A 22969-nucleotide genomic window follows, 5' to 3' on the forward strand; every position below is an offset into this window, starting at 1 on the left:
CCCCCGAAGACATCTCGCAGGTGCTCGACTATGAGCGTGCCAGCGAGGTGATCCGCGGCGCAAGCGATATCGCGGTGGGACTTTGTTACTGCAGGCACAAGATGGCCCATGTGGGCCGTGCCTGCGACGCCCCGCTCGACAACTGCATGACACTCAACCTCGCCGCCCAGTCCCTGATCAGGAACGGCTTCGCCCGCAGGATCGACGCAGCACAGGGGCTCGACCTCCTGCAGCAGGCGCGCGAGCACAACCTCGTGCAGTGCGCGGACAACGTGCAGCGCCGGGTCAATTTCATCTGCCATTGCTGCAAATGCTGCTGCGAGGGGTTGTTGGCGATCCGGCGGCTCAACCTGGCCAACGTCATGTTCACCACCAACTTCATCGCCAAAAAGGATGCCGACCACTGCAACGGCTGCGGCAGATGCACCAGGATCTGTCCGGGCGAGGCGATCTCGCTGGTACCGGCAACAGACGATGAGGGGGGAAATGTGAAACGGTCGCAGGTGAACGAGGAGTTGTGCCTGGGGTGCGGGGTCTGCGTGGGGAGTTGCCCGGTGGGGGCCCTGCGGCTGGTGCCCAGGGAAAGGAGGATCCTGACGCCGATCAACACTGCCCACCGCCTGGTGCTGATGGCGATCGAGCGGGGCAAGCTGCAGAACCTGATCTTCGACAACCAGGCCTACCTGAGCCACCGCGCAATGGCGGCCATCCTGGGAGCGATCCTCAGACTTCCCCCGGTGAAACGAGTCATGGCAAGCCGCCAGCTCAAGTCCAGCTACCTGGAGCGGGTGATGGCGGATGTGGAGATAGACAGCTTTTCCAGCTAGAAGGAGGAACTTCGGCTGGCTCCCCCCAGCTACTGCCACACGAGAGTTGATTCAGTAAAAACAGTTGTTCATCCCCTTCCTTTGCTTTTAACCCACCCATTTTATCCAATCTACCTCAAACCCTAACGACCGTTCCAAATAGTTACGTTTGCTCCGTAACGTACCAGCTGGACTGTTACCTATCGTTACATCTTGTCCAAGTGACGCTGACAGGAATTGAGCATCCTTCTAGCCTAATATCGTGTTTTGTATAGATAGTAGTTGGCAACAGGTAACAAAACAGGTGACGTCATCAAAATGACGGAATAGGAGTTGCTACATAGAAAACCATTCTATTAAACCGTATGCACTAGAATGAAGATTTGAAATCAAGGAGGAAACATGCAGAAAAAGAGCATCATCATGCTGGCGGCGGCTATGCTGCTGACAGCCAGCCAGGTGCCGTCGGCCATGGCTTTCGACATCGGCGGGTCCAACGGCTGGAAATTCTCCACCGACGGCTTCCTCAACGTGTTCGGTACCTATGAGACGGTGCAGGCCCGCCCGGCAGGCGTGATCGGCGGCGAACTTGGCTCCGGCGGCAATGTGACCACTCCGGTTGCCGCCGGCGAAAGGGACCAGCAGTTCAGGGTTCGCACCGGCCTTTTGCCGGTGGGAATCGGCTTCAACATCAAATCGCCGGTGGTCGACGGCGTGCAGTACGGCATACGGCTCGGTATGTACCCGCAGATCCAAAACAAGGGGGGTGACCATACCGACCTCTCCCCCAACATCGACTTCCGTGAGATCAACGCCACCGCCGACGGCTCCTTCGGTCAGGTGCTGGCGGGCCGCGCGATCAACCTGTACCAGGCGAAGAACATCCTCACCGACATGACCCTGTTCGGCGCCGGCGTGGTCGGCCCGGTCAACAGCGGCCCCACCATGGGCCACATCGGTTACGGCTACCTCTACCCCAACTTCGGCGCCCAGATCCGCTACACCACCCCCGATATGGCCGGCGTGAAGTGGGCGGTGAGCGTCAACGACACCAGCGACATCGGGTCGGCCACCGTCCGCAACATCCCGCGCATCGAGAGTGAGCTCTCCTGGGCCACCACCTACAACGGCGGCAAGGCGCAGGCCTGGCTCTCCGGCCTCTGGGAGAGGGACAGTTTCGCCACCACCCAGCCGATCAGGCCGGGACAGCACGTGGACACCGTGGGCGGTGCCGGCGGCGTGGAAGGAAGCCTGAACGGCCTCGACCTCTTGGTCTCCTGCTACGGCGGCCAGGCGCTCGGCATGCTCGGCTTGAACGGGGCCGACGCCCTCTCCGCCGACGGCCAGGTGCGTCCCAACTGGGGCTTCCTGACCCAGGCCACCTACCAGCTCACCAAGACCTGGAAGCTCGGGCTCAACTACGGGCAAAGCCGCGCCGAGAAGGCGGGCAACGACACCAACGCCAACATCATGAAGCAGCAGGCTGCGGTGGCGGCGATCACCTACAACGTGAACAGCTTCGTGCAGCTGATGGCAGAGTACACCTGGGCACAGGACAGGTGGTTCAACGGCGAACACCAAAACGGCAACATGGGCGCCATCGGCACCTTCATCTACTGGTAGGGGTGACGTAAAGCTTTCTTCGTCACAAAAAAGGCGGCGCCAAACCACTGGCGCCGCCTTTTTCCTCGTAATATTATCTATTACTCGCTTGCGGTTCCCTTCTTCTCCGTCTTTTTCACCGCTTTGAAGGTCCAGGGACCGAAGGTGGACATTTGCAGCACCGTCTCCTCTTCCACCCAGGCGTTATGCACCGTTTTCGGTGGAATGGAAAGGTAACTTCCCGCCGGCAGCACCGCCGGATTTTGCTGCTGATCCCCCATCGCCAGGTACAGCTTTCCGGAAATCACCGTCACCCGTTCCACGTTGTTATGGACATGAGGGGGGATCTTGGTCCCTGCCGGGAGTTTGAGACGGGCCACGAAAAAGCCTCCCTTGGCCGGGTTGCCCTCCAGGACGGCCATTTTAGTGCCCGGTATGGCTGCGGGACCTTCCTTCCACTGCAGATCATCGGGAGTAACCACGATCTTCTGGGATACCGTGGTGGTTTTCTTCACTTCTGCCGCAGGGCCTGCCGTTACCCAGATCAGCGAGATCAGGATGAGAAGCGGCAAGGCGATCCATTTCTGTCTCATCTTCACTTCCTCCTTTCGTGCAATCTAAGCTACGACTACAGGATACCTAAACCTGTCAGGCGGCGGCAACTCTGCTCTTCGAAGGCCGGCTATCCCCGCCGCTCAAAGTCCCGCGTTGCGCAAAGAGAGGCGGGCGATGGCGGACCAGTCGGCCTCCTCCATTCCCTGGGCAATGGCAGAGAGGAAACGATCGTGAATGAGGCTCGCCATCGGCATCGGTACGGCAGCCTCCTCGGCTGCGGCCATCAACAGGCGATTGTCCTTCAAGCCGAGCGGCATCCTGAACCCCACCGGCTCGAAGTTGTCGGTGGCGATCATGCGGCCGTAGGTCTGGTAAACCGGGGCCGAGAAGAGCGATCCGGTCAGGACCTCCATCAGCACCCGCGGGTCTACCCCCTGTTTCCTGGCCAAGGCCACCGACTCGGCGAGGCCTTCAATGACGGTGGTGATCAGGAAGTTGCCGGTCAGCTTGACTACGTTGGCGGACGGGGCATCCTCGCCCACCATCAGCGTCTTCTGGCCGATCGCCTCGAAGAGCGGCAGACAGCGAGCGATCGCCGGAGCCGGTCCGCCGGCCACCACGAACAGCTTGGCAGCCGCCGCCGCTTCCGGCCGGCCAAAGACCGGCACCGCGAGGTACTGCTGCCCCCTCTCGTCGTGCGCCTCGGCGAGCCTGCGCGAGAGAGCCACGCTGATGGTGCTCATGGAGACATGGATGGCATCGCGGGGAAGCTGCTGCAAGATGCCATCGGCGGAGAAGACGACACTCTCGACGGCCTGATCGTCGGCCAGCAGGGTAATGACCACTTCCGCCCCCGAGGTGGCGGCACCCACGGTTTCGGCGACCGCTGCCCCCATCTTGGCGAACGGCTCGCTGCGGCTGCGGGTCCGGTTGAAGACGGTGAGCGAGTGTCCCGCCTTGATGAGGTTGGGCGCCATCGCCGAGCCCATTCGTCCAAGACCGATCAAGGTTACCTTCATGTGACCTCCTCAAATAAAAAAGCCGCCCGATCAGCGTAGACTGTCGGGCGGCTTACCGTAGCGAACATCTTCCGCCATCGCGGAAGCCCTGCTCCGTCGCTTACAGCAGCTTCTTCGCCGCCTCAAGCACCGCCGCGTAGTCCGGCTCCGTGGTCACCTCGGGAACGTGCTGGATGTAGCGGATGGTGTTGTCGCGGTCGAGCACGAAGATGGAGCGGGAAAGGAGCCTCAGCTCGTCGATCAGCACCCCGTAGGCCTTGCCAAAGGAACGGTCACGGTAGTCGGAGAGGGTGACCACCTTGTCGATCCCGGCCGCCCCGCACCACCTCTTCTGTGCGAAGGGGAGATCGAGGCTGATGGTCAGCACCACGACCTCACCCGGCAGCCCCGCCGCCTCCTGGTTGAAGCGCCTGGTCTCCGTATCGCAGACCGGGGTGTCGAGCGAGGGGACGGCGCTGATGATCTTGATCTTGCCGGCGTAGGTCGACAGGTTGACCGGCGTAAGCGAGTTGTCTACCACCGAGAAGTCGGGGGCGGCATCCCCCACCTTGAGTTCCGGTCCCACCAGCGTAATAGGATTTCCTTTGAAAGTGACCTTAGGCATGGTTCCTCCTGAAAATGATTTTTATCGGGAAAGGATAAGCGATATGCCAGTAATTGCAACCCCTTCAGCTTCCAAAAGCAAAAAGGCCCCACCGAAGCAGGGCCTTCCTCACCTTTATTTGCGACAATGCCTACAGCGTGAACTGTCCAACCAGCCGCTGCAATTGCTCCGACTGCTCCGTAAGGGTCGCCGACGCCGTTACCGAGACCACGGTCTCCCGGGCGTTTTGTTCGATCACCGCCGTCACCTCCTGGATGTTCCTCGAGATTTCGTCAGTGGTGGCGGTCTGCTGCTCCGCCGCGGTGACGATCTCGCTGATCTGCATGGTCACCGAGCTGATCTTGCCGATGATCTCCTCCAGGGCCTCGCCGGATTTCACCGAGCAGGCGGTTCCTTTCTCGACCTCCTCGACGCTGCTGTCGATGGCGGCAACCGCCCCCTTGGTCTCGTGCTGGATCGCCTTGATCATCTCGCCGATCTCCCTGGTAGCACGGGTGGTCCGCTCAGCCAGGGCGCGTACTTCGTCGGCGACCACAGCGAAGCCCCTCCCCTGCTCGCCGGCCCGAGCCGCTTCGATGGCGGCGTTCAGCGCCAGCAGGTTGGTCTGATCGGCGATGTCCTCGATGGTACCGATGATCTCCCCGATCTGGTCGGAGCGGGCTCCCAGCCCCTCCACCGTCCTGGCGGCCTCCTTGACCCGGCTGGCGATCAGTGCCATGCCGTCGATGGTCTGGCGAACGACGCTGGCGCCGGACTGCGCGGTGCTGGTGGCCTGATTGGAATTGGCTGCCGCACTCATGCAGTTTCTGGCGATGTCGCCGGAGGTGGCGGCCATTTCCTCGCTGGCCACCGCCACGGCGTTGGTCTGGGTGGCGGCGTTTTCGGTCCCGGCCGCTATCTGGTCGGCATTGGAATGGACCTGGCGGGAGGCGGAAGCGACCTGTTCCGAGGTTTGGGAGATTTGGGACACGATGTCGCGGATCGTCGACTGGAGGGTGTTGATGGAACGGATGATCCTGCTGATTTCGTTGTCACGTTTGGGGGCGATTTTCTGGGTGAGATCGCCCTGGGTCATTTTTCCCAGGTACTCCAGGATGCGGTGCAGGGCATCGTTTACGGTCCAGTACAAAAGAGAACTGAAAACTATGCCCAGCAGCACGAAAAGAGCGGTGGAGATGACGGCGAATGACGAGGAATAAGATCGTCCCACGACCACAGCGGTGATAATGCAGAAGCTGTAGCAGACACAAAGGAGGATGATGCGGGTGCGGATCTTCAGGTGGAGGTAAAAGTCTAGGAAAAAATTCATCGTCGCCTCGTAAATGCATTGATGTGCAATTTACGAGGCTTATCGACAACAGTATTTTCGACTTTAGGGATACTTTCTACCAGCGTTTGGTAATCTCGATCAGGTGATAGCCGAAGTCGGTCTTCACCGGTCCCAGCACCTTGTTCAGTTCGCCGCTGAAGACGACTTCGTCGAACTCCGTGACCATCTGTCCCTGCGCAAAGGTACCCAAGTCGCCTCCCCGCAGTCGGGACGGGCAGGAGGAATTTCCCCTGGCCACTTCGGCGAAATCGGCGCCAGCTTCTATTTCAGCCTTGACCTTCAGGCATTCTTCTTCAGTGCGTACCAAAATGTGACGTGCATTTGCCGGCATTTCCCACTCCTTTTTTAGTAATCAGCTACACATCCCCTATAGCATGTCCGTCAGCACCCGGTCAAAGACAAACGATCAGGGTGTCCAGGCGCCCTTGCACTGGGCGATGGTGTAGTCGTCCTCCGGACTGTGGTCGTCGACCACCACCAGGTAACCGTCCGCGCCCCTGGTAACCAGCACGCCGTAATCCTTCCAGTTGAGATCGGCAGCCAGTTTGGCGGCCACGTACCATACCTTGTCCAGGGAATCGACCGAGGCCACCCTCTTGGCATCGGCCGGCAGCTTCTCCCTGACCACCCGTACCAGGTGGACATGCAGCTGGTCCTGGCTCCGCTCCCTTTTGGGATTGACGGCCAGCGCCAGCTCGACCTCGGGCATCTTCTTCACCCCCGCCTCCCAGGCGAATTTCCAGATGCCGTCCGGACGCAGCGGGTCCTCGAAACCGGTCACCCGCGTGCGCGGCACCGCCAGTCCGTGCACGAACCCGCTCGGGCAATCGCAGGACTTCACGTCGCGCATCACCACGAACTGTGGGGACTCGGCCCATATCTCGGTGGTGTTGCGGCAGGTGTGGCAATTGATCTCCTGGCGGGGAGTGCTGCACTTGGAGCAGTAATCCCTGGCAGAGGTGTCGACGCAGTTGGAGACGATGTTCCAGAGGATGTCGCGGTTGCCGCTGGCGGCGGCGGGGCCTGCGACCAGCAACAGCGAGAGGGCCAGAGCCTGGACGAGGATCAGCTTGGCGGCGGTAGGTTTCGGAGCTTTCATGGAGCCCTCCTGGGCGGAAGATTATGACTACAAGGGATCAAGCGGCATCGCTGACTGCGGCGGCGCGTTCCGCCTCCGGGCCGGCTTCCGGCTCGGCATCGGCCGAGGGACGGGAAGTCTTGAGGGGCTTCTCGGGCAGAAAGACGGCGATGACGAAGGCGATCAGGGCGATCAGTGCTCCCACCACGAAGGTGGTGCTGATGGCGCTGCGATAGGCATGGAGGACGGCGTCGCGCTGCAGGGGCGACAACTGGGCGATCTCCTGGATCCCCTGCTCCACCAGCGAACGTATCCCGGTGCCGGAGGCGCTCATCGTTTGCATGCCGTGCAACTGCGAGGTCACGATGGCGCCGGAAAGTGCCACCCCGAAGGCGCCACCCAGGGAGCGGAAGAATCCTGCCGTGGCGGTGGCCATCCCCAGCTCGTGCGGCTCGACGGCGTTCTGGATCGCCACGGTGAGGTTGGGCGTCACCAGGCCGAAGCCGAAGCCGAGCAGGCTCAGGATGCTCTCCAGCAGCAGGACGCCGGCCCCCGCCAGCGCTGCCCAGGTCACCGCGAGCAGCATGGAGACGGCCAGGGCGAGCCCTATCACCGGGAACATCTTGTAGCGGCCGGTCCGGGAGACGATCCGTCCCCCGCTGAAGGAGGCGGCGATCAGACCTATCGTCATGGGCGCCATCATCAATCCCGCACGGGATGGGCTGAAGCCCAGCACCAGTTGGAAGAAGAGCGGCATGAACACCACCGCGCCCAGCATGGACATGAAGGTGAGCCCCACCGAACTGGAGGCGATCAGGAAGATCTTGTTCCGGAAGATGTTTGGGGAGAAGACCGGCTCTGCCGCCCGGCACTCCTGGCGGACCAGCAGGAAGAAGATGATCGCCGAGGCGGCCGCCAGGAAGACGATGGTAGGCGACGACCAGGAGTAAACCACCCCGCCCCAGGTGAGCACCAGCAACAGCGTGGTGGTCCAGGCGGTGAGCAGCAGGACGCCGGCGTAGTCGACGCGGTGGGAGACCTTGCGCTGCGGGCGCCGGAAGCCGAAGACGATCAGGGCGAGCGCCAGGGTCCCCACCGGGAGGTTTACGTAGAAGATCCAGCGCCAGGAGAGCGCATCGGTGATGAAGCCTCCCACAAGCGGGCCGGCAATGCTGGAAAAGGCGAACACCGCCCCGAAAAGCCCCTGGTAGCGCCCCCGCTCGCGCGGAGAGACCAGGTCGGCGATGGTGGTCTGGGCCAGGGTGATCAGGCCGCCGGCGCCCAGCCCCTGGATGCCGCGGAAGACCACCAGCTCCATCATGGAGGTGGAGAGCCCGCACAGGCAGGAGCCGATCAGAAAGACCGAGATGGAGACCACAAAGAGCGGCTTGCGGCCGTACATGTCGCTGAGCTTGCCGTAGAGCGGCGTGGTGGTGGTCGAGGTGAGCATGAAGGAGGTGACGACCCAGGAGAGATGGGACAGGCCGCCGAGGTCACTGACGATCATGGGGAGCGCGGTGCCGACGATGTTCTGGTCCAGCGCGGCCAAGGCCAGCGCCAGCATCAGCCCCGCGAAGACGGTGCGGATCTCGCGGGTGGTGGAAGCCGGTTCCATTACGGCAGCATCATCTTTACCCATATACCTTGAGCACCTGTCTATCCGGCCGGTTGCCAACACGAGTGGCCATTCTATTCGGATCAGGTCTTTTTTTCAACCACATCCGGCTGCGGGGCGCCATCCAATCTCGACGCCTAAGCTCCCCCTCCCTACCCCCCCTCCGGGAGAGGCATAAAGCCCCCTCCCCTTCAAGGGGAGGGTCGGGGTGAGGATGGGGTTGGACCTCATCCGGCCTCCCCCGTTGACTCTATCCCCTACACGTAGTATGAAAGAAGGTCTTACCGTTTCAAAGGAGCAGATCGTTTCATGCAAGTGACCATCACGGCCCCGGCCGTTCAGCCACGGGACATGTCCCGCCGGCAGCTAGCGCAACTGGTGCTGATCCTTGGTGCCCTCACCGCCTTCAGCTCCATGTCCATCGACATGTACCTTCCCGCTTTCCCGCAGATCGCGCGGGACCTCAACGTGCCGCTTGGCACGGTTCAGCTTTCCATCTCCGCCTTCCTGTTCGGCTCGGCCGGGGGGCAGCTCTTTTACGGCCCGCTGGCGGACCGCTTCGGCCGACGCCGTCCCCTGCTGCTGGGCCTGGGACTGTACATCCTCTCCGCCATCGGCTGCGCCTGCGTGCATACCGGGACCGGTCTCCTCTTCTGGCGCGTGGTTATGGCTGTTGGGGGTGGAGCCGGCATGGTCATCTCGCGGGCGGTGGTGCGCGATCTCTACGACACCAAGGAAGCCGCGCGCATGTTCTCCCTGCTGATGCTGATCATGGGGGCAGCACCCATCCTGGCGCCCCTGGCCGGCGGCCAGTTGCTGCTGATCACCGGCTGGCGCGGGATCTTCGGGCTGCTGGCTATCTTCGGGCTGGCCTCGCTCTGCGCGGCCGCCCTCTGCCTGCCGGAGTCGCTCCCGGTCGAGCGCCGCGTCACCCGCGGTTTTTCCGAGATGGCCAAGGTGTACTCCCATTTGCTGCACCACCGCCGTTTCCTCGGTTACGCGGCGGCGCTCGGCGGCGTCTCCGGGATCAACTTTTCCTACATCGCCGGTGCGCCCTTCATCTTCATCGAACTGCACGGCATCTCGCCCCAGCACTTCGGCATCTTTTTCGGCTGCAACGCGTTTGGGCTGATCGGCGCTTCGCAACTCAACCGGCGACTGCTCCACCGCTTCTCCGCGGAAGGGCTTATGAAAAGCGCCCTGGCCGTTAACATCGTTGCCGGCCTCCTGCTCACTCTCGCGGTGGTCACCGGTATCGGAGGCTTCCCACTCCAGGTAGCGCTGATCTTCGTCTGCCTTTGCACCACCGGCCTTCTCTATCCCAACCTGACCGCCCTTGCCATGGCTCCCTTCGAAAAGGCCGCCGGCAGCGCCTCGGCCCTTTTGGGGACCATCCAGTACACGCTGGGAGCGACAGCGGGGGCTGTGGTGGGGTTGCTGCACAACCAGACCGCGCTGCCGATGGTGGGCACCATGGTCGCCTGCGCACTGCTCGGATCAGTGGCAGCACACGCCGCCATCAGAGCATCCATCCCCCACCGGCCCCGCCCCGGCATGTGAAGGTCAAAAAAAGAAGCGACAACCGGTAGGTAGCCGCTTCTTTCTTCTCGGTAGGAATCCTCTCACCCTCCGCTTATTTCTCCTTGGGTTGCCCTGACGGCGTCGCCGGGGCCTTCGACGAGGACGGGGCAGCCTTCTTCCCCTTTGCATTGCCATGCTTGTGCGGCTTCTTGGCGGTGGCAGGCTTCTTATTGGCCGGCTTTGATCCCTGGTCCTGGTTTTCCAGGACGTCGATCGCCGAGTTCATGTCGCTGTTGGCAGGAATTGCTCTCGCGACGCCTGCAAAGGAGAGCGCCACAAGTGCTGCTATGATGCCGACGCATCCCTTATTCATGGCCTCCTCCTTCTTTGCCTTATTCAGTGGACATCCTTCTTCAGGATACCCCTTGCCAGTTCCCGTTGTCCATCACGCTGCCTGGGCGCTGGAACCCTTCCGTCTGAGGTTGGCGCGCTGGCATCTTCGGAAGCTACCGTGATCGGCGGTCTCTACCTGTGATTGCGGAGCAGGGGTTTCCGAGTATACTGGAGCGGTCCCAAATCTAATTGAACGCTTGAAAGGAGCGGAAAAATGACCATTGCGCTGGTAACCGGCGGTAGCCGAGGGCTCGGAAAGAGCATGTGCCTTCATCTGGCCGCCAAGGGCCATGACCTCATCCTCACCTACCACAGCAATCTGCAGGAGGCCCAGGACACCGTCGCCCAAATCGAAAAGCTCGGACGGAAGGGGGTTGCTCTCCGGCTGGATCTCTCCGATCACCGGTCCTTCGCCGGCTTCGTCGATGGCGTGAAGGCGACGTTGGCCGAAAACTGGCAGCAGGAGAGCTTCGACTTCCTGGTCAACAACGCCGGCACCGGGGTCAACGCCCCCTTCGCCGAAACGACCGAGGAGCAGTTCGACAGCATGGTGAACATCCACCTGAAAGGGACCTATTTCCTCACCCAGAGGCTGCTTCCGCTGATAAAGGATGGCGGCCGGATTGTGAACGTGTCGTCGGGTCTGGCGAGGTTCACCCTGCCCGGGTTTTCCGCCTACGCGGCGATGAAGGGGGCCATCGAGGTGCTGACCCGTTACCAGGCCAAGGAGTTGGGAAGCCGCGGTATAGCAGTGAACGCGGTGGCCCCCGGTGCTATCGCGACCGATTTCGGTGGCGGTGCGGTCCGGGACAACCAGGAAGTGAACGCCACCATCGCTTCCCAGACCGCGCTGGGCCGCGTCGGGTTGCCCGACGATATCGGCGGAGTGGTGGCGGCCCTGCTCTCCGAGGATTGCCGCTGGATCAACGCCCAGCGCATCGAGGTCTCCGGCGGGATCCATTTTTAGTGAACCAAATCCACACATAATCCCACCTCAAAAGATCTCCCCCCTCGCCCTCGGGAGAGGGAGCTTTTGGACTTGAAAACCTATAAACGACAAACGCGGCTACATCCAATGATGCAGCCGCGTTGTTTATCCGGCTTCACTATGAGGTTGTGAGAGGTTTATTTTGCCGGGGGAGCCGGCGGAGCAGCCGGTGCCGCGTTGTTCATCGGTGCCTCGGACGCCTTCGGAGCAGCCTCCTTCTTCATGGTGCTCTTCTTGGTCGACTTGGCGTGTTTTTTGTGGTGATGCTTGCTGACCTTTTTATGTTTCTTCATCGGCTTGGCGGCCGGTTTGGCGCTCTGGTCGGTGCTGGTGGCTGCCGGAGCCGCGCCGTTGCCGTTGGTGGCAGGAACATCAGCCGCGCTGACGATGGCTGCGAAGGAAATGGCAGCAAGTGCTGCGCCTATGGTTGCAAGTACCTTTTTCATACTGGTATCTCCTTTCCAGTTGGTTTGACTTCCTACCCTTTGCAGAGCATAGCCTGTGCCAACCTGGTGAAACTTGTCAACCTACCGGAATAACATGCCTTTCACTGTCAGCCCACCCTTTCCCCACTCCTCTAATGTGCCTGTAATCCGTCAACTTCTACCTCATTTGCGGCATCACCGGACCGATTTACAGCAGCCACGTTCCTACGCTATTACAGCAACTTAACCATTACCACATTGTTTCACTGTGGAACCTGAATTTAATTCTTGACAAAATAACTCCTTAAACCTAAACTTCACTCACCTCGATTTACTACAGCATGCGGCTATAGAATATTTTTTGGTCACAGATCCCTTTTCGTTACCGATAGATTTACCGGCCTCAAGCGCCGAGCAGAACATGGAGGGCAGTACATGAATCCCGCAACACCTGCAACTCTCCCCGAACTTTCCGAAAACGCCACCCCGCAGGAAATTCTGGCAAAAGGATTACTGGCCGCCGGCGGCCCGGTCAAGCTGGCCTGCTCCTTCTCCGTCGAGGATCTGGTGATCATCGACCTGGTCCAGCAAGCGAAGCTTCCCATCGGCATCTTCGCGCTGGATACCGGACGCCTCAACGAGGAAACCTACGAAGTCGCCGAAGGGATCACCGAGCGCTACCGGATCAACATCGACTGGTACTATCCGCGTCGGGAGGAGGTCGAAGAACTCCTGAGGGCGAAAGGGCCCTACTCCTTCAGGGAGTCCCTGGAGAACCGCCACGAGTGCTGCCGCATCCGCAAGGTGGAACCCCTCAATCGCGCCCTCTCCGGGCTCAAGGGGTGGGTCACCGGCATGCGCAAAGAGCAGAGCGCCACCCGCACCGAGCTCCCCCTGCTTGAACTCGACCTGCTCCACGGCGGCCTGGTAAAGATCAACCCTCTCGCCAACTGGAGTGAAGCCGAGGTCTGGGAATACGCGAAAAAGCACCGTCTCCCGGTGAACAAGCTCCACGCACAGGGCTATCCTTCCATCGGCTGCGCCCCCTGTACCCGTGCCATCGAGGAGGGAGAACATCCCAGGGCAGGACGCTGGTGGTGGGAGAACCCCGAGCACAAGGAATGCGGCCTGCACAGAAGACACTGATCCGCCACCCCCCTCGTCCGAAAAAGATTCGCTTCGACAGACAAGCATCGAAAAGAGAGTGACATGAAAAGCAATCTGACCCACCTGCAGCAATTAGAGGCCGAAAGCATCCATATCATCAGGGAAGTGGTGGCCGAGTTCGAAAATCCCGTGATGCTCTATTCCATCGGGAAGGATTCGGCGGTCATGCTGCATCTGGCCCGCAAGGCCTTCTACCCTGCGCCGCCCCCCTTCCCGCTCCTGCACGTCGACACCACCTGGAAGTTTCGCGAGATGATCACCTTCCGCGACCGGATGGCGAAGGAGTCGGGCATGGACCTCCTCGTGCACGTGAACGAGGACGGCGTCAACCGCCGGGTTTCCCCGTTCACCCACGGCTCCGCGCTCTACACCGACATCATGAAGACCGAAGGGCTGAAGCAGGCGCTCGACAAGTACAAGTTCGACGCGGCCTTCGGCGGCGCACGTCGGGACGAGGAGAAATCGCGCGCCAAGGAGCGCATCTTCTCCTTCCGCAGCGCGAACCACCGCTGGGACCCCAAGAACCAGCGCCCGGAACTCTGGAGCCTGTACAACACCCGCGTCAAGCCGGGCGAAAGCATCCGGGTCTTCCCGCTTTCCAACTGGACCGAGCTGGACATCTGGCAGTACATCCACCTGGAAGAGATCCCGATCGTGCCGCTCTACTACGCGGCGGTCCGCCCGGTGGTGGAGCGCGACGGCATGTTGATCATGGTGGACGACGACCGGCTGGAGCTCGAACCGGGCGAAGAGGTGCAGCAGAAGTCGGTCCGTTTCCGCACCCTCGGCTGCTATCCGCTGACCGGCGCCGTGGAATCCGAGGCTGACACGCTCCCCGACATCATCCAGGAGATGCTGCTGACCAGGACCTCGGAGCGCCAGGGGCGCCTGATCGACCACGACCAGGCTGGATCGATGGAGAAGAAGAAACAGGAAGGATACTTCTAATGGCACATCAATCGGAACTGATAGAGAAAGATATCCTTGCCTACCTCAAGAGCCAGGAGGAGAAGTCGCTCTTGCGCTTCATCACCTGCGGCAGCGTGGACGACGGCAAAAGCACCCTGATCGGGCGCCTGCTCTGGGACTCCAAGATGGTCTTCGAGGACCAGCTGGCCGCGCTGGAAGCGGACAGCAAGAAGGTCGGCACCCAGGGCGGCGCCATCGACTACGCGCTGCTTCTGGACGGGCTGCAGGCGGAGCGGGAACAGGGGATCACCATCGACGTCGCCTACCGCTTCTTCTCCACCGACCGTCGCAAGTTCATCGTCGCCGACACCCCGGGTCACGAGCAGTACACCCGCAACATGGTCACCGGGGCCTCGACCGCCAAGGTAGCGGTGATCCTGGTGGACGCCCGCAAAGGGCTGCTCACCCAGACCCGCCGGCACAGCTTCCTGGTCTCCCTGGTCGGCATCCGTCACATCGTGCTGGCCATCAACAAGATGGACCTGATCGGCTACGACGCCGACAAGTTCGACCAGATCGTGCGTGACTACCGGGAATTCGCGGCACCGCTTGGCTTCACCTCCATCACCGCGCTACCGATCTCCGCCTTGAACGGCGACAACATCATCGAGAAGAGCACCAACACCCCCTGGTACGATGGCCCCACCCTCATGCGTTTCCTGGAGACCGTGCAGGTCGAGGACGACCGGGAGGAACAGCCCTTCCGGCTTCCCGTCCAGTGGGTGAACCGTCCCAACCTCGACTTCCGCGGCTTCTGCGGCACCATTGCCGCCGGCACGGTCAAGCCGGGCGATGCAGTCCGGGTAGCCTCCTCCGGGAAGGTCAGCAAGGTCTCCAGGATCGTGACCATGAACGGCGACCTGCCAGAGGCGGTGGCCGGCCAGGCGGTGACCCTGACCCTGGAAGACGAGATCGACATCAGCCGCGGCGACATGCTGACGGCGACCGCCGCTCCCCCGCTCTACACCCGGCACCCGGAGGCCAACCTGGTCTGGCTCCATGACGAACCGCTGCAGCCGGGACAGGTGTACCTGGTGAAGACCGCCACCGGCATCACCCCGGGACGGGTCACCGCGGTCCATTACGCGGTGGACGTCAACACGCTGGAGCAGCACCAGGCGCCCACCTTGAAGCTGAACGAGATCGGGCTCGCGCGCCTGGAGCTTGACCGCCCGGTGCCTTTCGACTCCTACCGGGACAACCGCGACACCGGCAGCTTCATCCTGATCGACCGCTTCACCAATGCCACGGTAGCGGCAGGCATGGTGATCGAGGCGGTGCCCCTGGACGCCGCACATGCGGGAGTTACTGAAGTCGCCACCTCCTCGGACGACACCCTCTCCGTCCGCCGCATCAGCTTGGGCGAGATCAGCGCCACCAACCTCAACGCGGTAGACCTCACCTCCGAATGGGGAGCGTTCGCTCTGGATGTTTCGCCGAGGATCGTCGACTACCTGGAAAAGGGAAACCGGATTCTTTTCCGGTTGCGGGACCTGGCCCAGTTGAACCCAGTGGCGCAGGTGGCTTTCGACAACACCCTCGCCTTCGAGTTCGACCGGACCGCCGAAGGGATCAGCGTGGTGGTCTTCAAGCGCGGCACGGAGCCCCCGAAAGGTTACGGCGACGACGGGACCGGCATTTAGAATTACTCGCCCTCTGGGGGAGAGGGCAGCTGCTCGGCACATTCGGGCACCCTCACCCGGCCTTCGGCCACCCTCTCCCCTGAACGGGGCGAGGGTATGGCAGCAAAACGAAAGCAGCGGGCTCATTCTCCGAGTCCGCTGCCTTTTTTCTTTCATCCGCCTTTCCCAACATCCCCTCTCCCGAAGGGGGAGGGCCAGGGAGGGGGAGCACTGCCGGAACGGCCACTGAGGCCTCAACTTCGTCCAGCCACAGCTCCTACGGCACGATATTGACCTCCGTCCCCACCCTGATCGTGTGCGCCAGCGAGAGCCCCTGGTCGTTGTTCATCACGAAGCAGCCACCCGTTACCCGCCTGCCGACCCGCTTGGGATCGTTGTTGCCATGAATCCGGTAGATGGCCCCCTTCCAGGTCCGGTGCGACAGGGCGATCTTGAACGGCCCCATGTAGTTCAGCGGGTCTCCCGGCGGCACCGCGTCCGGCAGGATGATGCCGCGCTCCCGGAAAACCTGCCGGGAATACGGCGTCGGGTGCCACCACGGGTTGAAGTAGATGCCGGTCACCTTGCCCAGTCCGAGCGGGTAGGTCTTGAGCCCCCTCACCACCGTCCCCACCGGATAATCGACGACTTCGACCTTGTCGCCATTCGCCTTCTTTTCGAACAGGGTGAGCCGGTTTCGGCTGATGGAGATCTCGACGTAGAAGGTCTTGCGGAGAGGTCCTGCATCCGACGCTGACACTTCGTTAGGCGCACTCTCTGCGTAAATGCCCGCAAAGACCGGAAGAAGCGAGATAGCGGCAGTTACCAGCAGCACTCTCCACCACATCCTGATTCTCCTTCCTGCTATTTCGCCAGTTTCGCCGTCAGCGCCGGGACGAACTGCATGACGTCCGCCACCACAAGCACGTCGGCTACCTCGTTGATGGGGGCGTCCTTGTCCTTGTTGATGGCGACGATGAAGCCAGACTTCTTCATGCCCGCCAGGTGCTGAATCGCCCCGCTGATGCCGCAGGCGACGTAGAGTTTGGGACTCACCGTTTGGCCGGTGGTGCCGACCTGGTGGCTATGTTCGACCCAGCCGCTGTCCACGACCGGCCGGCTGGCACCGAGCTGCCCCCCCAGCACCTTGGCGAGGGCTGCGATGACCGGGACGTTTTCGGCCTTGCCAATGCCGCGCCCCGCGCTGACGATGATCTCCGCCTTGGCGAGATCGATGTCCCGGGCCTCCGCCGCCTCGTAGCCCACGAATTTCACCTTGTCGGAGCCCTCCGCTTCCAACCGTTGCAGTTGCGCCGCCCCGCCAGGTTTAGTGGCCGGAAATGCTCCCCCTTGCAGGGTCAAGACTGCCATGGCCGTTGCCGGCTTGACGGTCCGTCGCATTTTCTGGCTGCAGCAGGGAAGCTCGAAAGCGCCGTCGGCCACACCGACGATCTCGGATAGCTGCCCTACCTGGAGGGCTGCCGCCACCCGCGGGGCCAGGTCCCAACCGTAGGAGGAGTGGGAAAAGACGACGTAGTCGGGCTTCTCCCGCTCGATTGCCGCCAACACCAGCTTCTTGTGCAGTTCGGGGTTGTACTCGCCGCAGGCGGCGGAGTCTGCGAAGTACACGGTGCCGCCGTATTCCGGAAGATCGCCGTCCCGTCCAACCAGCACCATCGAGGTCTCTGCCCCCAGCCGCTCGGCAAATCCGAACAACTCGTAGCTGTAATCGATGAACTTCCCTTCCCTGCTTTCACCAATCAGTAAGAGTTTCATATCATCCCCCAGGGCTTCCTTCCTCTAGCGCAGAACCGCGGTCTTTTCCTTGAGAATACCGATCAGCTTGTCGACCTGCTCGGCGACATCCCCTTCCAGGACGATCCCTCCCCCCTTCTTGGCGGGGGCGTAGAAACTGGTGGTCGCCTCCCGGCTCTCCTCATGCAGCAACTCGTTGATGGGGACCGCCAGGATCTCCTTCTTCTTCGCTTTCATGATATTGGGCAGGGTGGGGTAGCGCGGAACGTTAAGCCCGAGTTGGCAGGTTACCAGCGCCGGCGTCTTGAGCTGCACGATCCCCTTCACGCCCCCTTCCAGTTCGCGCTTCACGGTCACCATGCCGTCGGCGTACTCGAACCCGACGATGGTGGTGGCGCAGGCATAGCCGAGGATCTCCGCGAGTGACACCCCGACCTGGCAGGAGCCACGGTCCTGTGACTGGAAGCCGGTGAAGATGACATCGTATTGCTGCGACTTGGCATGCGCGGCAAGGGCGGAGGCTATCTGCCAGGCCCCTTTCAGATCCGCCGCAGGATCCTGAACATGCACGCCGCGGTCGCATCCCATAGCGAGGGCCTTCTTGATCGCCTCGACCACCCTGTCCGGCCCGATCGAGATCACCGTCAGCTCCGGTTCCCCTCCCAATTGCTCCTTGAGACGCACCGCCTGCTCAACGGCATACTCGTCATACTCGTTCATCCGAAAGGCCAGGTCGGCCTCAGAAAACCAGACGCCCGTGCTGTCGGGTCTGAACCTTGATTCCATATCAGGGACCTGCTTGATGCAGACCAGAATCTTCATAAATCCTCCCAAGGCCGCGATAGTGCGAGAAAATGGTCATCTCAAAAAGCTGATTTGAGATAAGTATACCAAATAATTGAGGATATGGCACGTCACCCTTGTGGCGCGTCCTTTCATGAGGTTGGGCTCCACTCCAATTGCCCAGTTATGCGGGATCGCCGTTCACCCTGAGCCTGTCGAGGGTGGGTAACCTCGTACGGCTACAACAACGAGGTGTCCGAGTGGTGCTTCGACAGGCTCAGCACGAACGGCCGACACGAACCGACCAAGGAGGAAGTAGCAGTCAGAGAGCTGGAAGGTTGCTGTAGGGAAGTGGAAACTTTTGGCGGTGAGATGCCTCCCTCACCCTGCCCTCTCCCGGAGGGCGAGGGTGAGTTGGCCTGATGGTGGAAGAGTTGGAGAAAAACGGGGAGCTGGTTACCGAATTTTTCTGGAACGTTGGGCCGTCACTCAGCAAAAGCCGTCACCCGAGCAGCAGTTTGGAGATGATGATCCGCTGCACTTCGTTGGTTCCTTCGTAAATCTCGGTGATCTTGGCGTCCCGATACATCCGCTCCACTTCGTAGTCGCACATGAAGCCGTAACCGCCGTGGATCTGGATGGCTTCCTTGGTGACGTAGGTGGCCGCTTCGGACGCCAGCATCTTGCAGAGGGCGGATTCCAGCACGTACTTCTTCCCGGCGTCTTTCAGGGAAGCCGCCTTGTAGGTCATCAGCTTGCTGGTCTCGATCTTGGCGTACATGTCGGCGAGCTTGAACTGGATCGCCTGCTGATCGCAGATGGGAACGCCGAACTGCTTGCGCACCTTCGAGTACGCCAGTGCCCGCTCGAACGCCCCTTCCGCGATCCCCAGCGCCTGGGACGCAATGCCGATGCGACCACCGTTGAGGGTATCCATGGCGATCTTGAACCCCTCCCCTTCCCTCCCCAAGAGGTTTTCCGCAGGGATACGAACGTTATCGAGAGCAAAGGCGGTGGTGTAACTCCCCCGGATTCCCATCTTCTGCTCGTTCCTCAGGATGACCACACCGGGGGAGCTGAGGTCGACGATGAACGCGGAGATCCCCTTATGCTTGAGCCCCTTGTCGGAAGTGGCGAAGATGACGCCGGTCCCCAGGTAACCGCCGTTGGTTATGAAGCTCTTGGAGCCGTTTATGACGTACTCATCCCCCTCCTTTCGAAAGGAGGTGGCGATGGAGCCCGCGTCACTGCCGGCGTCAGGCTCGGTCAGCAGGAAGCAGCCGATGGTGTGGCCGGTATTGAGCGCAGGCAACCACTTCTGCTTCTGCTCGTCGGTGCCGAAGGTGTAGATCGGGGCGCAGCAGAGCGATGTATGGGCAGAGATCAGCACCCCGCTGGAGGCACAGGCTTTGGAGACCTCCTCGACCACGATGGCATAGGAGAGCATGTCCAGGCCTGCCCCGCCGTATTCTTCCGGGAAGTAGCTCCCCAAAAGCCCCAACTCTCCCATCTTCGCGACCAGGTCGTCGGGGATCATGTGCTCCTCGTCGATCCGCCTGGCGATCGGCTTTATCTCCTTCTCCACGAACTCCCGCACGCTGTCGCGGAGGACTTTGTGATCCTGGCTTAGTTCGAAGTCCATGACTGGCTCCTTTCGGCTGCCGTTATCGCTTCTGTGTGGCTGTTCAATTCCCGCTGAAGGCGGCTTTCCGTTTCTCCACGAAAGCGTACATCCCTTCGCGCTGGTCGCTGGTGGCGAAAAGAACGCCGAAGAGGGATGCCTCGTAGCGGAAGCCATCTTCTTTGGTCATATTGAGACCATTGGCGATGGCGTCCTTGGCGTAGCCGACGCCGATGAGGCCAGTGCCGCCTATGGTAGCGGCTGTCTCGACCGCCTTGGAGAGCAAGGCCTCAGCCGGGAAGAGTTCGTTGACCACTCCCCAGGCGAGGGCCTTTTCCGCTGAGATCATCCGTCCCGAGAAGATCATCTCGTTGGCCCTGCCGGGACCGACCAGACGGGCCAGGTTTTGGGTGCCGCCGAAGCCGGGCATGATGCCAAGGGTGACCTCGGGGAAGCCGAGTTTGGCCTTGTCGGAGGCATAGATGAAATCGCAGGCGAGAGCGAGTTCAAGCCCGCCACCCAGCGCATAACCGTTCACGGCGGCAATCACTGGCTTTTTCATCTTCTGTAGGGAAAGTACCACTCTCTGCCCCTTGAGTGCGAACTGATGAGCCTGATAAGGGGTCATGGAGGACATTTCTTTAATGTCGGCCCCCGCCACGAAGGCTTTTTCACCGGCTCCGGTGACGATGACCACCTTGACCGCGCTGTCCTGTTCCAGTTGGTAGACCGCGCACTCAAGCTCGGACAGCAGCTCTGCGTTGAGGGCGTTGAGGCTCTCGGGGCGATTGACGGTGAGCTTGGCGATCCCATCGGTGATATCCAGCAAAAGACTCTTGAATTCCATCGACTCCTCCTAGTAGCTATAAAATCCACGGCCGGACTTCCGGCCGAGGTAACCCGCGTTGACCATCTTCACCAGCAAGGGACAGGGGCGATACTTGGGATCTTTGAAGCCATCGTAGAGGACGTTGGCGATGGCCAGCACGGTGTCCAGGCCGATGAAGTCGGCCAAAGTCAAAGGGCCCATCGGCTGGTTGGTGCCAAGCTTCATCCCCCGGTCGATGTCCTCCGCGCTGGCCACCCCCTCATAGAGGGCAAAGATCGCTTCGTTGATCATGGGGATCAGCACGCGGTTCACTATGAAGCCAGGGTAGTCCTGGGAGACCGCCACCTCTTTGCCCAACTTAGCGGCGAGACCGATCACCGTCTGGAAGGTCTCCTCGCTGGTCGCGTGTCCCCTGATCACCTCCACCAGTTTCATGACCGGCACCGGGTTCATGAAGTGCATGCCGACCACCTGGTGGGGCCGTCCGGTTGCCGAGGCGATCTTGGTAATGGGAATCGATGAGGTGTTGGAGGCGAGGATGGCGGAAGGCTCGGCAATGCTATCCAGTTTGGCGAAGATCTCCAGCTTGAGAGGCTCGTGCTCGGTCACCGCTTCCACGCAGAAATCGGCAGGGGCAAGGGAGATCATCTCGCGGGTGGTGGTGATGCGGGCAAGGCTCTCGGGTATGAGGCTCTGCGGGATATCTCCCTTCTTGGCCTGCCGCTCCATATTCTGCTGGATCACGGCCAGGGCCCTGGCCAACTGAGACTCCGAGACGTCATATAGGAGAACCGAGTGCCCGGTCAAGGCGAAGACATGAGCGATACCACTCCCCATCTGACCGGCTCCCAGCACGGCGACAGTATTGATCATTGGTCCCTCCGCTACAGACATATCATTCCCCCTCTACGACGGCCCCCCACGACGAAACCAACTTCCGTCCACATCCCCTATCCCGAAGGGGAAGGGTCAGGGAGGGGGAGCACTGTCATGCCACAGTTCGCTTCCAAACAGAAAAACTGCAATCCCCCCTGCCACCCTTTATCAAGTGGGGTGAAGGTCACATCTTACATCCGCTCAAATACAGCCGCAACCGCCTCGCCACCGCCGATGCAGAGGGTGGCTAGCCCGTAGCGGGTCTGGCGCCTCCTGAGTTCGCGCACGATGGTGGCGGCAAGCCTCGCGCCGCTGGCCCCGATGGGATGGCCGATGGAGACGGCTCCGCCATTCACGTTTACCTTTTCCAGCGGCAGGTTCAGTTTCTTGATGGCCAGCAGGGCCACCGACGAGAAGGCCTCGTTGATCTCAAAGAGGTCGATGGCGTCAAGCGAGATGCCGGTCCGCTGGCAGACCCGCTCAATGGCGGAAACGGGTGCTTCCGGGAAGTAATCGGGGTGCAGGCTGGAAGTGGCGTAGCCCACCAGGCGTGCCTTGGGGGTGAGTTTGTGGCGGGTCAGTCCGTCCCTACCCGAAAGCAGGCAGAGGGCCGCGCCGTCGCTGATGGTGGAGGCGTTGCCGGCGGTGATGGTACCGTCCTTGCCGAAAGCGGGTCTCAATTGGGAAAGCTTGGCCGGGTCCCCCCTGAATGGCTCCTCGTCGCGCTCGACGGTCTCATCCCCCTGGCGCCCCTTCTTGACAACGGGGACGATCTCTTCGGAGAAGACACCCCCTTCCACCGCCATCTGGGCTAGCTGATACGAGCGAAGCGCATAGCTGTCCTGCTCCTGCCGGGAGATTTCGAAGCGCCGGGCGCTGTCGTCGCCGATCTCGCCCATGTGCCTGCCGCTGTAGGGATCCTGCAGGCCGTCATATATCATCAGGTCGAGGAGCTCGCCATGGCCCAGCCGGTAGCCGCTGCGCCCTTTCTTGAGGAAGTACGGCGCCTGCGACATGCTTTCCATCCCGCCCGCGATCACCACCTGCGACTCGCCAAGGCGGATGCTGTCGGCCCCCAGCATGATCGCCTTCAGGCCGCTGCCGCAGACCTTGTTGATGGTCATGGCGGGGACGTGGTCGGGGATTCCGGCCGCGCGCATAGCCTGCCGCGCAGGGGCCTGGCCGCAGCCGCCGGACAGGACCTGGCCGACGATCACCTCGTCCACCACCTCGGGAGGAAGAGAGCAATACTGCAGCAATGCCCGCATCACGGTGGCAGCCAGCTGGGGCGCCGGCTGGTCGGCCAGAGCCCCGCTGAAAGAGCCGAACGGTGTCCGCAACGCCTCAACAACGTAAACATCTTCCATACCTTAAGCCCCCTCGGAACAAGTTTTAATTATAGAGTACACGA

General features: G+C 61.4%; 22 protein-coding genes and 1 pseudogene. 7 read left to right on the forward strand and 16 right to left on the reverse strand.

All coding sequences use genetic code 11. The features are described 5' to 3' along the window. On the forward strand, positions 1-827 hold an 827-nt coding region (locus VJ604_RS15290; RefSeq protein WP_324083979.1), incomplete at its 5' end, for a 4Fe-4S binding protein. A 381-nt stretch (positions 828-1208) separates the two neighbouring features. Beyond that, entirely contained in the window at positions 1209-2429 is a 1221-nt protein-coding gene (locus tag VJ604_RS15295; protein WP_324083981.1) for a hypothetical protein, read from the forward strand. A gap of 80 nt (positions 2430-2509) precedes the next feature. On the opposite strand, the gene VJ604_RS15300 is transcribed toward VJ604_RS15295, so the two are convergent. The 7 genes from VJ604_RS15300 to VJ604_RS15330 form a co-directional block, all read right to left on the reverse strand. Then, positions 2510-3001: a cupin domain-containing protein gene (locus tag VJ604_RS15300; protein ID WP_324083983.1), complete on the reverse strand. Its 492-nt coding sequence runs from the start codon at positions 2999-3001 to the stop codon at positions 2510-2512. Between the two features lie 102 nt (positions 3002-3103). Next, complete coding sequence (locus tag VJ604_RS15305) at positions 3104-3982, reverse strand: NAD(P)-dependent oxidoreductase (RefSeq protein WP_324083985.1); 879 nt, start codon at positions 3980-3982, stop codon at positions 3104-3106. A gap of 100 nt (positions 3983-4082) precedes the next feature. Next, positions 4083-4586: a thiol peroxidase gene (tpx, locus tag VJ604_RS15310; RefSeq protein ID WP_324083987.1), complete on the reverse strand. Its 504-nt coding sequence runs from the start codon at positions 4584-4586 to the stop codon at positions 4083-4085. A 130-nt stretch (positions 4587-4716) separates the two neighbouring features. Beyond that, positions 4717-5895 (reverse strand): methyl-accepting chemotaxis protein, encoded by a 1179-nt coding sequence (locus VJ604_RS15315; protein WP_324083990.1) that lies wholly within the window; start codon positions 5893-5895, stop codon positions 4717-4719. Between the two features lie 76 nt (positions 5896-5971). Further along, entirely contained in the window at positions 5972-6247 is a 276-nt protein-coding gene (locus VJ604_RS15320) for a peptidylprolyl isomerase (protein ID WP_324083993.1), read from the reverse strand. Positions 6248-6322: 75 nt separating this feature from the next. Then, positions 6323-7015 (reverse strand): CDP-diacylglycerol diphosphatase, encoded by a 693-nt coding sequence (locus VJ604_RS15325; RefSeq protein ID WP_324083995.1) that lies wholly within the window; start codon positions 7013-7015, stop codon positions 6323-6325. A 37-nt stretch (positions 7016-7052) separates the two neighbouring features. After that, positions 7053-8633: an MDR family MFS transporter gene (locus tag VJ604_RS15330; protein WP_324083997.1), complete on the reverse strand. Its 1581-nt coding sequence runs from the start codon at positions 8631-8633 to the stop codon at positions 7053-7055. A 285-nt stretch (positions 8634-8918) separates the two neighbouring features. On the opposite strand from VJ604_RS15330, the gene VJ604_RS15335 reads away from it, so the two are divergent. After that, the gene (locus VJ604_RS15335) at positions 8919-10169 is read left to right on the forward strand and encodes a multidrug effflux MFS transporter (RefSeq protein ID WP_324083999.1); all 1251 of its coding nucleotides are present in this window, start codon (positions 8919-8921) and stop codon (positions 10167-10169) included. A 73-nt stretch (positions 10170-10242) separates the two neighbouring features. Here VJ604_RS15335 and VJ604_RS15340 read toward each other — a convergent pair whose 3' ends face one another. Continuing rightward, entirely contained in the window at positions 10243-10503 is a 261-nt protein-coding gene (locus VJ604_RS15340; RefSeq protein ID WP_324084002.1) for a hypothetical protein, read from the reverse strand. Positions 10504-10737: 234 nt separating this feature from the next. Here VJ604_RS15340 and VJ604_RS15345 point away from each other — a divergent pair, with 234 nt between their 5' ends. After that, positions 10738-11490 (forward strand): SDR family NAD(P)-dependent oxidoreductase, encoded by a 753-nt coding sequence (locus tag VJ604_RS15345; RefSeq protein ID WP_324084004.1) that lies wholly within the window; start codon positions 10738-10740, stop codon positions 11488-11490. Between the two features lie 158 nt (positions 11491-11648). Here VJ604_RS15345 and VJ604_RS15350 read toward each other — a convergent pair whose 3' ends face one another. Continuing rightward, the gene (locus tag VJ604_RS15350; RefSeq protein WP_324084005.1) at positions 11649-11957 is read right to left on the reverse strand and encodes a hypothetical protein; all 309 of its coding nucleotides are present in this window, start codon (positions 11955-11957) and stop codon (positions 11649-11651) included. A 414-nt stretch (positions 11958-12371) separates the two neighbouring features. On the opposite strand from VJ604_RS15350, the gene VJ604_RS15355 reads away from it, so the two are divergent. The 3 genes and pseudogenes from VJ604_RS15355 to cysN all read left to right on the forward strand — a co-directional run bounded on the left by VJ604_RS15355 (position 12372) and on the right by cysN (position 15715). Then, entirely contained in the window at positions 12372-13082 is a 711-nt protein-coding gene (locus tag VJ604_RS15355; protein WP_324084007.1) for a phosphoadenylyl-sulfate reductase, read from the forward strand. A 51-nt stretch (positions 13083-13133) separates the two neighbouring features. Then, positions 13134-14051, forward strand: a pseudogene (cysD, locus tag VJ604_RS15360) (sulfate adenylyltransferase subunit CysD); the annotation flags it as partial. Continuing rightward, positions 14051-15715 carry a sulfate adenylyltransferase subunit CysN gene (gene cysN, locus VJ604_RS15365; RefSeq protein ID WP_324084009.1) on the forward strand — a complete coding sequence of 555 codons (1665 nt, stop codon included), beginning with the start codon at positions 14051-14053 and terminating at the stop codon, positions 15713-15715. The pseudogene cysD and the gene cysN, both read left to right, overlap by 1 nt. A gap of 256 nt (positions 15716-15971) precedes the next feature. Here the strand turns inward: cysN and VJ604_RS15370 are convergent, their stop codons facing one another. From VJ604_RS15370 to VJ604_RS15400, 7 genes are all read right to left on the reverse strand, one after another. Then, positions 15972-16541: a L,D-transpeptidase gene (locus tag VJ604_RS15370; RefSeq protein WP_324084011.1), complete on the reverse strand. Its 570-nt coding sequence runs from the start codon at positions 16539-16541 to the stop codon at positions 15972-15974. 17 nt (positions 16542-16558) lie between these two features. Beyond that, positions 16559-17470, reverse strand: coding sequence for an electron transfer flavoprotein subunit alpha/FixB family protein (locus VJ604_RS15375; protein WP_324084013.1), 912 nt, complete (start codon positions 17468-17470; stop codon positions 16559-16561). 24 nt (positions 17471-17494) lie between these two features. Beyond that, positions 17495-18271, reverse strand: a complete 777-nt coding sequence (locus tag VJ604_RS15380; RefSeq protein WP_324084015.1) for an electron transfer flavoprotein subunit beta/FixA family protein — start codon at positions 18269-18271, stop codon at positions 17495-17497. Between the two features lie 463 nt (positions 18272-18734). Then, on the reverse strand, positions 18735-19874 hold the full coding sequence (locus tag VJ604_RS15385) for an acyl-CoA dehydrogenase (protein WP_324084017.1): 1140 nt from the start codon (positions 19872-19874) through the stop codon (positions 18735-18737). A 43-nt stretch (positions 19875-19917) separates the two neighbouring features. Next, on the reverse strand, positions 19918-20700 hold the full coding sequence (locus VJ604_RS15390) for an enoyl-CoA hydratase/isomerase family protein (protein WP_324084019.1): 783 nt from the start codon (positions 20698-20700) through the stop codon (positions 19918-19920). A 9-nt stretch (positions 20701-20709) separates the two neighbouring features. Continuing rightward, entirely contained in the window at positions 20710-21555 is an 846-nt protein-coding gene (locus tag VJ604_RS15395; RefSeq protein ID WP_324084021.1) for a 3-hydroxybutyryl-CoA dehydrogenase, read from the reverse strand. Between the two features lie 194 nt (positions 21556-21749). Continuing rightward, the gene (locus VJ604_RS15400) at positions 21750-22925 is read right to left on the reverse strand and encodes a thiolase family protein (protein WP_324084022.1); all 1176 of its coding nucleotides are present in this window, start codon (positions 22923-22925) and stop codon (positions 21750-21752) included. Positions 22926-22969 lie beyond the last annotated feature (44 nt).

Origin of the sequence: Geomonas sp. (assembly GCF_035254065.1) — a bacterium.
In the GTDB taxonomy this organism is placed as follows: Bacteria; Desulfobacterota; Desulfuromonadia; order Geobacterales; family Geobacteraceae; genus Geomonas.

What these genes read in the sequence shown, in the direction of transcription:
- VJ604_RS15390 (WP_324084019.1), bottom strand. Translation starts at nt 20,700, where the DNA reads ATGGAATTCAAGAGTCTTTTGCTGGATATCACCGATGGGATCGCCAAG.
- VJ604_RS15340 (WP_324084002.1), bottom strand. Translation starts at nt 10,503, where the DNA reads ATGAATAAGGGATGCGTCGGCATCATAGCAGCACTTGTGGCGCTCTCC.
- VJ604_RS15380 (WP_324084015.1), bottom strand. Translation starts at nt 18,271, where the DNA reads ATGAAGATTCTGGTCTGCATCAAGCAGGTCCCTGATATGGAATCAAGG.
- tpx (WP_324083987.1), bottom strand. Translation starts at nt 4,586, where the DNA reads ATGCCTAAGGTCACTTTCAAAGGAAATCCTATTACGCTGGTGGGACCG.
- VJ604_RS15375 (WP_324084013.1), bottom strand. Translation starts at nt 17,470, where the DNA reads ATGAAACTCTTACTGATTGGTGAAAGCAGGGAAGGGAAGTTCATCGAT.
- VJ604_RS15350 (WP_324084005.1), bottom strand. Translation starts at nt 11,957, where the DNA reads ATGAAAAAGGTACTTGCAACCATAGGCGCAGCACTTGCTGCCATTTCC.
- VJ604_RS15385 (WP_324084017.1), bottom strand. Translation starts at nt 19,874, where the DNA reads ATGGACTTCGAACTAAGCCAGGATCACAAAGTCCTCCGCGACAGCGTG.
- VJ604_RS15400 (WP_324084022.1), bottom strand. Translation starts at nt 22,925, where the DNA reads ATGGAAGATGTTTACGTTGTTGAGGCGTTGCGGACACCGTTCGGCTCT.
- VJ604_RS15355 (WP_324084007.1), top strand. Translation starts at nt 12,372, where the DNA reads ATGAATCCCGCAACACCTGCAACTCTCCCCGAACTTTCCGAAAACGCC.
- VJ604_RS15335 (WP_324083999.1), top strand. Translation starts at nt 8,919, where the DNA reads ATGCAAGTGACCATCACGGCCCCGGCCGTTCAGCCACGGGACATGTCC.
- VJ604_RS15315 (WP_324083990.1), bottom strand. Translation starts at nt 5,895, where the DNA reads ATGAATTTTTTCCTAGACTTTTACCTCCACCTGAAGATCCGCACCCGC.
- VJ604_RS15345 (WP_324084004.1), top strand. Translation starts at nt 10,738, where the DNA reads ATGACCATTGCGCTGGTAACCGGCGGTAGCCGAGGGCTCGGAAAGAGC.
- VJ604_RS15295 (WP_324083981.1), top strand. Translation starts at nt 1,209, where the DNA reads ATGCAGAAAAAGAGCATCATCATGCTGGCGGCGGCTATGCTGCTGACA.
- cysN (WP_324084009.1), top strand. Translation starts at nt 14,051, where the DNA reads ATGGCACATCAATCGGAACTGATAGAGAAAGATATCCTTGCCTACCTC.
- VJ604_RS15305 (WP_324083985.1), bottom strand. Translation starts at nt 3,982, where the DNA reads ATGAAGGTAACCTTGATCGGTCTTGGACGAATGGGCTCGGCGATGGCG.
- VJ604_RS15370 (WP_324084011.1), bottom strand. Translation starts at nt 16,541, where the DNA reads ATGTGGTGGAGAGTGCTGCTGGTAACTGCCGCTATCTCGCTTCTTCCG.
- VJ604_RS15330 (WP_324083997.1), bottom strand. Translation starts at nt 8,633, where the DNA reads ATGGGTAAAGATGATGCTGCCGTAATGGAACCGGCTTCCACCACCCGC.
- VJ604_RS15320 (WP_324083993.1), bottom strand. Translation starts at nt 6,247, where the DNA reads ATGCCGGCAAATGCACGTCACATTTTGGTACGCACTGAAGAAGAATGC.
- VJ604_RS15395 (WP_324084021.1), bottom strand. Translation starts at nt 21,555, where the DNA reads ATGATCAATACTGTCGCCGTGCTGGGAGCCGGTCAGATGGGGAGTGGT.
- VJ604_RS15300 (WP_324083983.1), bottom strand. Translation starts at nt 3,001, where the DNA reads ATGAGACAGAAATGGATCGCCTTGCCGCTTCTCATCCTGATCTCGCTG.
- VJ604_RS15325 (WP_324083995.1), bottom strand. Translation starts at nt 7,015, where the DNA reads ATGAAAGCTCCGAAACCTACCGCCGCCAAGCTGATCCTCGTCCAGGCT.